Origin of the sequence: Solibacillus kalamii (assembly GCF_002174535.1) — a bacterium.
Lineage (GTDB): Bacteria > Bacillota > Bacilli > Bacillales_A > Planococcaceae > Solibacillus > Solibacillus silvestris.
Genome location: NZ_NHNT01000008.1, coordinates 139,799 through 153,204 on the forward strand (window position 1 = coordinate 139,799; position 13,406 = coordinate 153,204).

Below are 13,406 nucleotides of genomic sequence, written 5' to 3' on the forward strand. Positions count from 1 at the left end.
AGCAAAAAAGTACATCCTGATAAAATCAAGATATACTCACATTTATTTAATAATCTATACCCTTATGACGAGAAAACTCGATAAGCATTAAGTCTTCTGTATCCTTCTCGATTTTTTCTATATCCGGACGATCCCAGTCACCTTCTTATTGTGTGAATTTTCTAATAAAGTACTCCATAGATTTCCTTAAGCACAAACATTCATGCTTAAGGAGTTGTTTGTATTAGGTATGGGTACCAACAGGGATTTGTTCATAGAATAAGAGAAAATTATTAACTTGAGCATATAAAATAAAAGCATATAATGAATACATAAAGGGGGGTATCTTTGATGAGGTTTAATCGAATCTTTCAACAATTTGCAGGAATAACCGATGCAATCAAAGCATTTCCACTAGCTGCTGGGCTCTTAGTTGTTTTATTCATCGTGAATGTATCAGAAATTAGCAGTACTTTGACAAACTATGAAAAATGTTTGGCAGCGCTTGTAGTTGCTGTATTCACTGCATCTGTGGCAGACTTAATATCTCCCTACCCATTAAGATTACTATTACTTTTTAAGATTAAATTTTCCTTTTGTCACTATTGTGAGTGCAGTACTTCCAATTAAAATCCCTACGCCTAATACCCCTTTTCCAACATCACCAACATGTTTTACACGTTTATTTCTACAATTTTCACATTGCTTATGTTTATATCCAACTGGCAGAGATCTCTGGCAGTTCTTATTGCTACACTTTTTACTCTCCATCTTTTTTGCCTCCTAAAAGTTTCTACTCAGCACTACTCGGTAACGCTTGTATTTTCTCTTTTATATAAGGTAATTTTTGGGACCAATAATTGTATCAAGTGCTTCCGCTATTGGTTTACCTTTTAGCTTCTGTTGTTGTGTTTCCTCCTTTTGAATCATCTATACTGCTTCATGAGAAACTGCGAAAATGCCATGCTTACGTTTTCTATTAGACATAGAAAAAACCTCCTAAAGATAATTTAGAAGGTCTTTGAGCGTGTTCAAATATAGTACATTTCCATAGGGATAAGAAAAGGGATATTGTCCAAGAGTTCAACTCTCGTTCAATATCCCTAGTCTGTTAAATCGTTGATATGACTACGTTTGTAGCCACTTTATGTATGGAGACGGTGGGCTTTGAAGCAAAATCACAAGAACTCTTGATATTATTGGTTTCAAGGCCTCTCTAAAATAGCAAAAACTTCTTTGACTCAGTTTTTGACTCAGTAATTAAAAATGCTGTTGGGGCAATTTTAAATCAATTCGTATTATCGATTCTTGGATTAATTATATTTTGAATCTCGCTTACATATGCAGATAGTTCTTGAATAACATTAATTAAAAATTTCTCCCATTCTTTAAAACCGTCTACTGCTTGTGTAGCCAGATCATCTTTTATTTCAAATGCTTGTTGCGTAAAATCTTGTACATAGTCATCTAAAACATCTTCCGTCATTAATAAAACATTTTCTTGCATAAGGTCATCAATATAGTCCCTATCATCAAATTCCAGATAGTCAATTACATATTGATCCACCGTAAAGTCATTAAGCTGTGTATCTAATGCTTCAAGTGGTGTTAAATCAATTTCATAACTAGCTAAAACGTCCGTCAGTTCCCGTATAGATGTTTTTAATTCATCAACAATATATTCATATTCATCAACAATTTGTGTATTTAAATTAATTTCTTTTCCTTTGAAATATTCAAATTCTTTACCGTGAACATCCCAAACTCCCCAAATTTCTTCACTAAATTTAACTCTAAAAACTTCTAATTCTCTAATAAAATATAATAAAGGTGCATAATTAGCCATATAATACGGTTGCGCACTTAATTCAAAGTCATCATCGATAAACCCCTTTAATTCACTTATCGCTTCATTATCTTCAAAAATAAATCCCGCTTCAAAACTATTAGCAGATTCATCAGAATAGTTTGCTGATCCTAAATATGCAATATTATTTGTCATTACTAATTTCATATGATTGTTAAACATAAAAAAACTAGCAAATCTCTCTGGAAATGTTTCAGGATCTAATCTAGTTATATAAGTATTAATTCTAGCTCTAGCAGTTTCTCTACTTCTATTTGAAAAATAGCTTTCAAACCGATTTGGTATGTTCGTAAATAATTTTATCTCTGTATTTTCATCAATATCTCTCAAGCTATCTAGTAATTCATCATTACTATTAGATATATTATAAGTAATAATATATATGTATTCAGCATTTCTAAAATCATCAATTACTTCTTGAAATCCTAATTCGTCTCTAGTTATTACCATTCGAGCATTTGAAACATTTATTTCCGTTCTCATAATAATCTTCCTTTCTATAACATTTTTATCTATTCTTACTATGATTATTCCAATCAAGGAGGTTCGAATTTTGTTTTATAATATATCCTTCTATATATAGTCTTAATTCCTCTGGTGTTATTTTCACTAAATTAATACCTATTTCTTCACCTTTCCTTAAAGCCTCTTTGACCTTACCTAACTTAGCTCCAGTAGCCTCATTCTTAGTTACTAAATGCGCTATAATTCTTCCGTATATTCCTTGTGATTTACGTTGACCAAAATATTTTGGTTTCCATTCACTACTTTCCGATACCCTTGTATAAATCATATAAAGGTTTGCATTTTGAGTTAGGCCAGACAAAAATGGTTTATTTAATTCTTTTATTTCACTAATCAATTCCTTATCCCAAATAATATCATTTTTTATATCATCTGGATATTTAAAATGGTATGGAGCAACAGTAAAAAATTGTTGCTCTATATCTTTTGCAAATTCAATTAATCGCTCTTCTTCAGGATATACAAAATTCCTATACACTTTAATCACATCGAATCTTTTTTTTTTGAAAATCATAGATTATTTTATTTTTCAAAAAAATTACTTCCTATAGTTGATATTAATTATAGGATTATATCCATTTAACCTAACTTCTTTTTTCCAGTGGTCTAATCTATTTTTTAACATTAGCATATCTAACTGATTAATATCTGGTTTAATACAATCAATCAATTCTAATTCTGTTTTTCTTTCTAAAATCAACCAAATTGCTATATTTTTTATTGGTATTAAATCCTTATCTTTAGCTAGTCTATGCTTATATACTTTTAAAGAAGCCAATGATTGATCAATTGCATAACATAAATCTGAAGATGCACTACCTATTTTTACTGCAAACATAGTCTCATCTTTATATAAATCCATTAACTCCACATTAGAATTAATTACTTTTACATTCTGTCGATCATAAAGCTCAAATCCATCTTCTTTTCTTAAAGAATTAAAAGTATATTCAGCATAAAATTTTTTCTTTATTTTTTTAATTACTTCTTCCTTTGATAGATTCTTATATTCTCCATTTTTATTAATTTCATTATATTTTCCTTCCAAATATTCATTATGAACTTCTTCAGAAAAATCATACTTTTTATCATAAAAAACATCTATTTCAGATAATGAAGCTGATAAATAATTTTGATAATCATCGTTGAAATGATACCAAACCCCTTTGTTTAAAACACATCTTTTTTCATCATCGACATAATCAATCAACTTCTTTACTCTTTCAGTATAAGTTGTACCGTCTTCTTTAATAACCTGAATTTTCAAATCAAGTAATTTATCACTTAACTTGAACCTTTTTTGTTCAGCTATTTTTTCTAATTCTAAATAAGTTATTTCTTCTAGCTGTTCATTCCCATTATCTAACATTAACAGATATGTAGCATCTTGATTATTAAAGATTTCATTTACACCAATAATATCTACTTCTGATATCCCTATTCTTTCTTTATTATTTTCACAATTCTCTTTTAGTTTTTTCTCAAGCTCGTCAATTAATTGAACATCTGTTACTTTATTAAATAATGGTATTGGATAAATAGCTTCTAATTTCAAAATTTCTTTAAAAAGCCCTATCAGCTTACTAACGATTTCTAAATCAGGCTTCTTGATATCTACTTTGATTGAGTTACCAAATTCAAAAATTTCTCCAATACTAATATCCCCTTTTAATTCTCCAATCTCTACTTTAGCCTTTAACTTTGCAAAAGACTCACCACTATCAAATTCAAGATCCGAATAATTTACAAATGAATTAATGCTTTTATTTCTCCTAACATTTGGTGAAACTACAGTAGTTGTTTTAATTTCAGTACACTTAACACGCTTAGCAATGTCAAAAGGAAAATCCTTATCTGCATATCTATCTATATAAAAATAAGAACTGCCAAAAGATATAGCAAACATTTCATCATCAAACTGTATAATTAATATCGCTCTAGGTTGATTATTAATTCTAATTTCTTCTCTATTAAATTCTCTTAATATCCATTTCCACCCTACAGATTTGGTATTCTCACCGTTAGGTACAAACTCGTAATATTTAAAGTAAAACCCATCTATATCACTATTTTGAGTAATTAAATCTAATTTCCCCTCTAAACTCTCTTCAAATGCTCTATGATTTTTCGGGTCAATTTTATACACATTAACTTTCGTCATCAAATCACCTACATTCCATAATATGTAATTAGATATTACCTTTATATTCACTAACAAATCAATAGATTCCTCGATAGTCTTAATTGGAAAGTATTTCAGTACCTATGCCTCTTGTTACCTAATTGCTCACGAAATGGCTCATTTAAAGGTAATGAATCATTCTCCTCAGTTTTGGAATACTCTTGAGATGCTTGATCCTGATTATAAAGATAAAAAAGAGTGGCTCCGATTAAACGGACGGGAATTATATATTTAAAAAGCGCGGTAGTTCATAATATTGAACACCGCGCTTTACCATAATTCATTTCCGTATCTTCTCTCAGCTAATGAGTTAAAATGCCCTGTAAGAATATCTGCTTCTTGAGCAGTAATCCCTTTTGCCACAAGCCACATTAAACCTTAGGAATCTAAAGTACGCCTAAAAATATCGTTAGAACCATCTAGCTGCAAATTTTATCTACTAATCAAAAATATCTTATCAAAACTGCTTGGAACATATAAAACAAGCCAAATTACAGGTACAGAAAAACTACTTCCATTTTCAGGATTCTGAATTAAAACCATTAATACTGGCAAGCCATTAGAAATTTTTTTAGCGTTAATCTTATCTTGTCCTGAATGTGGTTGTAGATCATATCGCCCCTTTTGATTATCATCTTGTCGAATATGACTTCGTCCCCTATTATCCTTTGTATAAATATGAATATAATTATACTTTTCCAAAACAGAAATTACTTCTGTAAATCCACCAATTTTATTTCCATTAATCCCTTCTATAGAGGCGTGTACATTCTTTAATATTTCTTTTGCAGCATTTACTTCTGCTGTAATATACGTAGCTTTTGAATTCTCTATTTGCTTAATTCCATATTGTTTAGATAACTTTTTAATAAACGCTCTATTCCTACTTAAATATTTAGAAGCTCTTTTTTTATTCTTATGGACATCAAAATCCTTAATTACAATAAATGAATTTGGTTTAACTTTAACCTTATCTTTAGGTATTTTTGATGAATTTGTTACTTTAAAGGTTTTATCTATTGATACACCCATTTTCACTAAATCTAATAGCTCATTATAATGAATATCTTTCCTTGTTTTTTCATAGTTAGCCCAGCATTTTTTAAACTCCTGTTCTAATTCATACATTTTAAACCAAGTCTGGACCATATTATAAGTTGCGTACATTCTAGTTACACTCAAGTCATCAAGAGTACGGTAACCTAATACTCGTAATTGTTGAATAGAAGTATCCATACATTTTTCCTTAGAATTACGTCCAAAAACGAAACTAATAAGATTTTTAAATGTAACACCTCTAGTTACAGCATATGCACCTATAAATACTGTATAAGGTGTATCTAATACCATTTCTCCAGTTTCATCATACTTTATTGATTTCTCTTGGTCAGAATTTATCACAAGCGTTTTCACTTCGTCTTTTAGAGCAATATAAAGGTTTCTAATCACTTCTTCTCGACTAGGAAACTTAGAAGATTTAATTTTTGATTTATATAAATTAGCGTAACAACGATTTAATAATCCAAAAAATACTTGTTCGTTTCTTTCAATGCTATCAACTATTTTTTCTGTTAACTGCTGAATACGTTTTTTAATTATTTTATGCCCATTTTTTTTATAATCAATATGAAGCAACATACAATAAGGATTTCTTTGATTATCTTTTAAACCTAACTGAAAATTCCTTATAAAACCCCCCAATTATTAAATTTAAAAAGAAAAGTTAGATTAGGAAATTTAATATATAATTCTTCTTTCGAAAACAAATCTGAATCTATGAATTCCTCAAATTCGGTTTTAATCAATATAATCTCTCCTCTAACTCCTCCAACTTTAACCTAGCATATTCCTCATAGCAATTACCCAAACTCTTCGAAAAAGAAGTTAACATTTAAGTAACAAATTTACCTATTTTACATTATTAAGTAAAAATGTCACAAAATTAAGTATTTTTTTGATAATTCTTTTTTTAAAATAAACGATTAAATTTTATTTACAAAAACGAAACAACCTCTTATATATCAACTATTTCAAAAAAAGGAACAAAAAAAATAAGCTGTTTTTCGAAATAGCAATTAATCAAAAATATAACAAAAACAAACAACTATAAAAACTTTAATATCACCTGATTTATTCAAAAAAAGAATAGTCAATTTCAAATATGAGATTTTATCCCCTGACTTTCTTATAATTTATTTATGGCGGCTAATAAATTACTTTGTATAATATAAAGGACTTAGATTTAATAATAATAAGAGGAGGAATGACAATGCATCATATTCAATTCGGAAATACTGTCATTTCTTATACATTAGATTTTAGTAGCAGACGCAAAACCTTAGCGATTCAAGTCTCAGAAACAGGTGTAAAGGTAATCGCACCTGCGAAAACGGGCAAAGCCGAAATTGAGGCTGTTTTGTGCAAAAAAGCGACTTGGATTTTACAGCAGCTAGATGACTTTGAAGAAATTCAATCATATGAGGAGAAAATTAGATTTTTATCGGGGGAGAAGTTACCCTATCTAGGCAGAAATTATCGGTTAAAAGTCTTTAAAGAGGCTGTTGAAAAGCCATCTTTTTCCTTTAAACAGGGCAAGTTCATTGCAATAGTGCCTTCAACTGTAAGCGATGATCAGTTAAGAGAAATACTTTATCCAGAATTCAAAAAGTGGGTTATGGCTCGTGCAAAAAGAGTGGCGGCAGAACGTGTTAAACGTTACCAATTAACCTCTAATTTAATTCCTAGTGAAATTAAAATTAAAGATCAACAACTACGCTGGGGTAGCTGCACTGCATCCGGCAATATAATTTTGAATTGGAAAGTGTTTTTAGCACCTATGCCTATTCTAGATTACATAATTGCTCACGAAATGGCTCATTTAAAGGTAATGAATCATTCTCCTAAGTTTTGGGATACTCTTGAGATGCTTGATCCTGATTATATAGATAAAAAAGAGTGGCTTCGATTAAATGGACGAAAATTATATATTTAAAAGCGCGGCAGTTCATAAAATTTGAACTCCGCGCTTTACTATTATTTATTTCCGTATTGTCTCTCAGCTAAAGACCTAAAATGCCCTGTAAGCATTCCCGCTTCCTGTACAGTCATTCCTTTACCCACTAGCCACATTAGCACTTTCGAATCTAGAGAACGCTTGAAATCGGTCTTTTTCGTCCAATCAGTAATAGGTGTTATTTCATCAACAATCATTTGATGAACGTCCTTCGCTATTTCCTTTAGTTCATAATCCGCGCGGCTCTCACATATTTCACTCAAAATATTTAAGTAAGGCTCTTCATATACTGAAAGCCCTGACTCTGTTTTGCCGCTCGCTTTCTGAACTAGCTGCTCACTCACTTGCTCTAATTCATCCAAGTACTCTTGTATCGTTAATTGCTCCGATTTTAGCCTTTCAAGCAACTCTGCTACTTTTTCCTTTAATGACTTATAGAATACCGGATCTTCGCCCATTTTGACGGTAATTTCACGTTTAATTGCGTGCTCCATCTCTGCGGCCTTAGATTCAGGTAAAGTATGTTTTTCAATTTCTTTCTTAAAGTTGCCATCTAATATCGAAATTGGATTACGCACTTCAATACCCGTCGAAAGAATATAATCGTGAACTATTTGACGTACCTTTTCCCCACAATCAGAAATGTCCATCCCATCGACAATTGCGTAGCGTGATCGTGCAAGCTGTCTAATAACACTGACCCATTTGAAGTCCGCTACAAATCGTTCCGCTTTCGGATCTGGCAATACTCGATCCATACTTTGAGCAAACTTTTTATATGCAATATCAAACTGAGCGCGCACATCTTCTTCTTTCAATCGAAGAACCGCTTGCTCGTGCTGGTCCTTTGACAATTTATCAAAGAAACGCATTACAGCTCTATGTCGACTTTCTAAGCGCGGCAATTCATTATCAATCGAAATAAGTGCACCTTTTACATCACTCTCACTAAACACCTCTAGCGCCTCATCTAAGAAGCGAGACACACCAAAGTAATCTACAATAAGCCCATATGTTTTATGCTCATCGTAGCGGCGATTTGTACGTGCTATAGCCTGTAATAAGTTATGTTCCTTCAAAGGCTTATCTAAATACATAACTTGTTCGATTGGCGCGTCAAATCCTGTTAGCAATTTATCACATACAATCAGCATAGCCAGCTTATCCTCTGAGAAAGGCTTTTTAAATCGCTTAATAAGAGCTTTTTCTTCCTCTTTAGAAGTTTTATATTTCTTTAATAACTCATCTGTATCATTTTGGTCCTCTGAAAAAATAACAGCTGTTTCAAATGAGCCGTTTGCAAACTGGTCAATCAGCTCTTTATATAACGCAGCAGCGCGTCTTGATACTGCTACTACCTGTGCTTTATAGCCATTTACTAGAATCTTTTCTTCATAATGTTTCACAATATCTAATGCAATATCGCGCATTCGCTTTGGAGAAGTTAAAATTAATTCTTTGTTCACGTACTTCTCTTTAATACGCTCTTTGGCATCATCGTCATATTCGGCAAAGCTACGATTGAATAGCTCATCCAATGTTTCACCCTGCATTTGTAGTTCAGGTAGACGTGACTCATAGAATATAGGAACTGTAGCTCCATCTTTGACAGCGCGGTCGATTGTATATTCATCAATATAAGAACCGAACTTTCCCGTTGTAGACTTATCTTTTTTATTAATAGGCGTACCTGTGAAACCGATGAAAGTAGCATTCGGTAAAGCTTTACGCATATTCATCGCTAGTCCCTTGTATTGTGAGCGATGTGATTCATCCGTCATTACGATTATGTTTTCTTCAGTTGAAATAACAGGAAACACTTCATCCTCACGTGCCTGAAACTTATGAATAAGTGTCATTACCGTAGTACCTTGCCCTTTACCTAGCTGCTCTTTTAAGTCTTTTACAGAGGCCGCTTGATTAGGATTAGGGAATCCACAAGATAAAAACGTTTCAGTAATTTGATTATCTAAATCTTCACGGTCCGTTACAATGACCAACATCGGATTTTTTAGACTTGGCTCACGTCTTAAACGTTTTGCTAAATAAACCATCGTTAAAGACTTTCCTGACCCCTGAGTATGCCAAACTACACCACCGCGCAATTCTGGCTTTTTACCATACAATATACGGTCAACAGCCTTTTCTACAGCGCGGAATTGCTGGTAACGAGCAAACTTCTTCACCTTACCGTCATACACGATGTAGTTATTTAAAAGAGGCAACAAAACCTCTCTTCTTAATATCCCAGCTATCAATATACTTTGTGGGTTATCCGTTCCTATGGCATCTTTATGGATTGGATAAGGATCTGACCATAGCCCGTAATGCTGTGCTTTCGCAAATAAAGTCCCTACTTTAGCGCGGTCAGAACTTGTGGCAATCATTAACTGATTATATAAAAAAGCTCGTTCGTTCGTTTCAACATAACGCTCAAACTGCTTCACGCACTCAGGTAACTGCTTTTCAGGTTGTAACTTAGGGCTTTTACATTCCACAATCACTAGCGGCAGCCCATTAATATAAAGCAAAATGTCAGGACGAAGCGAGCCGTTCGCATTTGTAATCGTCATTTGGTTGACGACTAAATATTCATTATCCGCGCTTGTCGGCTCACCAAAATTAAAGAGACGAACCGTTTGCCCCTTTTTACCGCCCCCTAAATCTTGTTCGATTGTAATCCCTTCACCAAACAGCCAATCAAATATTTGACGATTCGCCTCCCATAAATCCGTCGTCGTCACCGCCGTAAATTTATGAACGATTTTATCGACATTGCCATCTGAGATCCACGGATTTAATCGTTGAATCGCAGCACGGAAGCGAGATTCTAAAATAATGTGCGTCGCCTTACGCTCACTCTCTAGCTGCGCCCCCGTATAATGCGTATAGCCATAACGAACAAGCTCGTCGATAAACGGCTTTTCTACTTTTTCATATTCATATTGTGACATTGTCATCATCTCATTTCGAATACTTTTTTATGTATGCGTTCATTATACTAAATGTTTTTCTTCAAGAAAATGGATATAGAAAAAGAGCCACAAGCGCGGCCCTTCCTCCCCTTACTACTTCTCTACGTTTACACGTATTTTACCTGTTAATAGCTGCTGCATTAGCCCTTTTTTCAATTCCTCATATTTCACTTTTTCCTTTTCATAGCTTTCGATTTGCTCATCTAATGTTGAAAGGATTGAGGCAATTTTTTGTTGTTCTTCCAAGGGAGGTAATGATATTAACTGTTTTTTAAATGCATCAAAATCTACTGACTCCACTGTAGTTCCTGTTTTCACATAATTTTCTCTCATTTGTTTATTAAATGCTTGAATTATATAAAAAATATACATTGGCTTTATATTATCATTACAAACAAATGCTTTTTGATCCTGATTAATAGTTAATTCTGTTTGAGCAACAGCAATAGGTAATCTTCTTTTTAAAATTCCACTTCTAGTTACAAATATTAATGTTTCTTTAGGCAAAAGTTTTAATTTTTTAGCTTTTAGGCCTTTTTCAGAAATATATAACTCTGTATCAGATATTCTATCTTGATGCATATCTGTAGACGTTACCCATAAAATTGCTTTTTCTTGAGACCAGTAATCTTTATTAGCTTTAGAAGGTGTCCCTCCACTAAACCATTTCCCTAATGAATCTAATTTCGCGACTTCCCATTCAATAGGTATCTCCCCAAGCTCACTCTGCTTATACTCCGTATGCCCAATGCCTTTGGTTAACAATTGCTGCATTAATCCTTTTTTCAGTTCCTTTGTTTTTACAATTAACTGCTCGGTTTGATCCATTTGCTTGTCTACTGTTGAAAGGATTGAGGCGATTTTTTGTTGTTCTTGAATCGAGGGCATAGGTAATTTCAATTTAAATGTATCTTTTGGCGTTACCCTTTTTCTACTTCCTGTTGTACCACTTTCTAAGGCGAGTAACTCCTCTTGGAAAATTTCCGACTTAAAATATTGATAATAAAAATCTAAATTCACGTTTTCTTTTGAAATATAATTTATAAATTCTGTTGAAGATACAGATTTTAAATGCTCATCAATTTCTTTAACCAACCAAATACGAGATATTCTAGGATTCAGTTTTGATACCAGTAAAGTCTCTCTATCAATTACTGTTTTATTACTTAATATATCCTTTGATGACTGAATAATAGGCAACTTTGTACTATCAAATGCAGGCAAACTATAGTGAACTAGTTCTTCATCAATTATTTGAGGATTAATTGATTTTGTATTAATTTCAAAAACCTCTCCAAGTTTTTTATATTTCCACAGTTCCATTAAAGCTCACCTAACCCTAATTCATTTAAGTATGCATTCAGCTTTGCGGTTGTTTGCTGCTGCTGTGCTTTTAACGCTTGAATATCTGTTAAAACAGCTGTGATATCCACTAGCGTTTCTTCCTCCGATTTATCAATGTAGCGTGTAATGTTTAAGTTGTATTCGTTATTTTGAATTTCCTCTAACGATACGACGCGTGCGTATTTTTCAACGTCTTTATACGCGGCAAATGCTGTGGCGATTTTAGTAATATCTTCGTCGCGTAGGGCGTTTTGGTTTTTGCCTGGTTGGAAATCCGCCTCTGCTGCGATAATGAATACTTTGCCTTTACGTTCCTCTGGCTTGTTGCGGTTGAAAATTAAAATGCTCGCTGGAATACCTGTGCCGTAGAAAAGGTTTTGCGGTAAGCCAATTACTGCTTCAAGTAAGTCTTGCTCCACAATCGCTTTACGAATTTTACCCTCTGCACCACCGCGGAATAAAATCCCGTGTGGCATCACAATACCCGCGATCCCGTTGCTATTTAATGATGCGATCATATGCTGTACAAACGCGAAATCGCCGTATGATTTTGGCGGAATCCCGAATTGGTAGCGGCCGTATGAGTCAGCCTTTGCTTCGTCAATGCCCCACTCTTTTAATGAAAACGGTGGGTTGGCAATTACGCGGTCAAATAGCATTAACTCGCCATCCTCTACTAGCTTAGGATTACGTAGCGTGTCCCCTTTTTCAATACGGTGGTCTGGTAGGTTATGCAGTAATAAGTTCATTTTTGCAATCGCCCACGTATCTAAGTTGCGCTCTTGGCCGAATAGCGATAATGATTGTGGATTGCCGCCAATTGATTTTATATAGTCTACAGCTTGAATTAGCATACCGCCCGAGCCACACGTTGGATCGTATACACGCATTCCTTCTTCTGGTTTAATAAGCTTAACGATTAGTTCAACGACTTTAGATGGTGTATAGAATTCGCCACCTTTTTGCCCTGCATCATCCGCAAACATTTTAATTAAATACTCGTAAGCGCGGCCTAACATATCTGGCTCTGATAAGTTCTTATTACTTAAATCTAATTGCGAGAAATGCTGTAATAAACGCTGTAAAATATCGTCTGTTAGAACTTCTTTATTGTTAAAGTCGATTGGTGTTAAGACGTTTGTTAACGTTGCATTTTCATTTTCTAATGCTTCAAATGCGACATTAATCGTTGCACCGATATTCGTTGCTTGCTTACGAACGGTTTCCCAACGCGCGGCTTCAGGTACATAGAATTGATAGTTCATTGGAAGCTCTGCTAATTGAGCACCAGCTTCTTCGCCGTATTGTACAATAATCTCTGCACGTTGTTCGTTAAAAACATCGCTTGTACGCTTTAAAAATAGCAGACCAAAGATGTAATTTTTATATGAATTCGAGTTAACCGATCCGCGCAGAATGTCGGCTGACTTCCACAGATGCTGTTCTAACTCTTGTAATGTTAGTTGTGTCATAATAATCCTCCATTAAAATCTTTCTAACTTCTATTATGTATGCATTGAA

At 33.4% G+C, this 13,406-nt stretch carries 10 protein-coding genes; 2 read left to right on the forward strand and 8 right to left on the reverse strand.

The genetic code is table 11. The features are described 5' to 3' along the window. Nucleotides 1-549: 549 nt before the first annotated feature. The 4 genes from CBM15_RS12665 to CBM15_RS12680 all read right to left on the reverse strand — a co-directional run bounded on the left by CBM15_RS12665 (nt 550) and on the right by CBM15_RS12680 (nt 4,532). Nucleotides 550-750: a hypothetical protein gene (locus CBM15_RS12665; RefSeq protein ID WP_087617817.1), complete on the reverse strand. Its 201-nt coding sequence runs from the start codon at nt 748-750 to the stop codon at nt 550-552. 517 nt (nt 751-1,267) lie between these two features. Further along, nucleotides 1,268-2,329: a phospholipase D-like domain-containing protein gene (locus tag CBM15_RS12670; RefSeq protein ID WP_087617818.1), complete on the reverse strand. Its 1,062-nt coding sequence runs from the start codon at nt 2,327-2,329 to the stop codon at nt 1,268-1,270. Nucleotides 2,330-2,354: 25 nt separating this feature from the next. Further along, nucleotides 2,355-2,858, reverse strand: coding sequence for a hypothetical protein (locus tag CBM15_RS12675; RefSeq protein ID WP_140405566.1), 504 nt, complete (start codon nt 2,856-2,858; stop codon nt 2,355-2,357). A 51-nt stretch (nt 2,859-2,909) separates the two neighbouring features. Continuing rightward, nucleotides 2,910-4,532: a DUF6119 family protein gene (locus CBM15_RS12680; protein WP_087617840.1), complete on the reverse strand. Its 1,623-nt coding sequence runs from the start codon at nt 4,530-4,532 to the stop codon at nt 2,910-2,912. 121 nt (nt 4,533-4,653) lie between these two features. On the opposite strand from CBM15_RS12680, the gene CBM15_RS12685 reads away from it, so the two are divergent. Further along, the gene (locus tag CBM15_RS12685) at nt 4,654-4,788 is read left to right on the forward strand and encodes a M48 family metallopeptidase (protein ID WP_275656656.1); all 135 of its coding nucleotides are present in this window, start codon (nt 4,654-4,656) and stop codon (nt 4,786-4,788) included. 197 nt (nt 4,789-4,985) lie between these two features. On the opposite strand, the gene CBM15_RS12690 is transcribed toward CBM15_RS12685, so the two are convergent. Then, the gene (locus CBM15_RS12690) at nt 4,986-6,254 is read right to left on the reverse strand and encodes a Z1 domain-containing protein (protein ID WP_275584040.1); all 1,269 of its coding nucleotides are present in this window, start codon (nt 6,252-6,254) and stop codon (nt 4,986-4,988) included. Between the two features lie 568 nt (nt 6,255-6,822). Here CBM15_RS12690 and CBM15_RS12695 point away from each other — a divergent pair. Continuing rightward, the gene (locus tag CBM15_RS12695; protein WP_087617822.1) at nt 6,823-7,545 is read left to right on the forward strand and encodes a M48 family metallopeptidase; all 723 of its coding nucleotides are present in this window, start codon (nt 6,823-6,825) and stop codon (nt 7,543-7,545) included. A 41-nt stretch (nt 7,546-7,586) separates the two neighbouring features. Here CBM15_RS12695 and CBM15_RS12700 read toward each other — a convergent pair whose 3' ends face one another. The 3 genes from CBM15_RS12700 to CBM15_RS12710 form a co-directional block, all read right to left on the reverse strand. Further along, nucleotides 7,587-10,520, reverse strand: coding sequence for a type I restriction endonuclease subunit R (locus CBM15_RS12700; RefSeq protein WP_087617823.1), 2,934 nt, complete (start codon nt 10,518-10,520; stop codon nt 7,587-7,589). Between the two features lie 114 nt (nt 10,521-10,634). Further along, nucleotides 10,635-11,864: a restriction endonuclease subunit S gene (locus CBM15_RS12705; protein WP_087617824.1), complete on the reverse strand. Its 1,230-nt coding sequence runs from the start codon at nt 11,862-11,864 to the stop codon at nt 10,635-10,637. Beyond that, a complete protein-coding gene (locus CBM15_RS12710) occupies nt 11,864-13,357 on the reverse strand; it encodes a type I restriction-modification system subunit M (protein WP_087617825.1) in 1,494 nt (497 codons plus the stop codon). Before CBM15_RS12710 ends, CBM15_RS12705 begins: the two co-directional genes overlap by 1 nt. Between the last annotated feature and the right edge of the window lie 49 nt (nt 13,358-13,406).

What these genes read in the sequence shown, in the direction of transcription:
- CBM15_RS12695 (WP_087617822.1), top strand. Translation starts at nt 6,823, where the DNA reads ATGCATCATATTCAATTCGGAAATACTGTCATTTCTTATACATTAGAT.
- CBM15_RS12665 (WP_087617817.1), bottom strand. Translation starts at nt 750, where the DNA reads ATGGAGAGTAAAAAGTGTAGCAATAAGAACTGCCAGAGATCTCTGCCA.
- CBM15_RS12700 (WP_087617823.1), bottom strand. Translation starts at nt 10,520, where the DNA reads ATGTCACAATATGAATATGAAAAAGTAGAAAAGCCGTTTATCGACGAG.
- CBM15_RS12705 (WP_087617824.1), bottom strand. Translation starts at nt 11,864, where the DNA reads ATGGAACTGTGGAAATATAAAAAACTTGGAGAGGTTTTTGAAATTAAT.
- CBM15_RS12710 (WP_087617825.1), bottom strand. Translation starts at nt 13,357, where the DNA reads ATGACACAACTAACATTACAAGAGTTAGAACAGCATCTGTGGAAGTCA.
- CBM15_RS12680 (WP_087617840.1), bottom strand. Translation starts at nt 4,532, where the DNA reads ATGACGAAAGTTAATGTGTATAAAATTGACCCGAAAAATCATAGAGCA.
- CBM15_RS12670 (WP_087617818.1), bottom strand. Translation starts at nt 2,329, where the DNA reads ATGAGAACGGAAATAAATGTTTCAAATGCTCGAATGGTAATAACTAGA.